Genomic DNA, 524 nt, shown 5'->3' with positions numbered 1-524 from the left:
GAACCAGTCGAGGGTTGGTGCGACTGTGATAAATGTAAGTCGATGATTTTTCATAAAGAGAAAAATATTTATGTTTGCCTCTCCTGCCATAAACAAACAGAGCCATTTCTTCCAATTGACTGGAACTCAAACGATTACGATTGGCTACCTTATGAAGAGGAATACTAATGCTGAATACTTCACAGTCATAATACAGATTGTTCTTTATTCAAAAGACAACCATCTATTGAAAGTGCATTAGTTATATAAATCAGATACTCTTTGGTGGTTATTATGCAATATGCATTAGTTGATGCGCTGGAACGAAAATTTTTGCTGGATGCTCTTGAATTTGGTGTTCTGAAGGACTGGAAAGAAAATCCGGTAAAAGAACTTCCTGATATTGATGAATCTGTTCACCCCTTCCATGTCTGCTATGGTGGATATTTATTAAATCCTGGTGTTTCAGATTCAGATATTAGCAGAAAAATAAAAGACCAGACAGGATTCTGGCTGGCAGCTATTGATGAGACCCGCATGGATTG

1 protein-coding gene is annotated in these 524 nt (G+C 37.2%); it reads left to right on the top strand.

Going from position 1 to position 524, the window contains the following annotated elements:
* Positions 1-273: 273 nt before the first annotated feature.
* Positions 274-524: hypothetical protein (locus LU493_RS19495; RefSeq protein WP_343076106.1), on the top strand; the 251-nt coding region annotated here is incomplete at its 3' end.

The sequence above is a fragment of the Halomonas elongata genome (assembly GCF_029081005.1).
Taxonomy (GTDB): Bacteria; Pseudomonadota; Gammaproteobacteria; order Pseudomonadales; family Halomonadaceae; genus Halomonas; species Halomonas elongata_B.
Note: the sequence above shows the minus strand (reverse complement) of the source record. Positions and strands in the feature narration are given on the sequence as shown.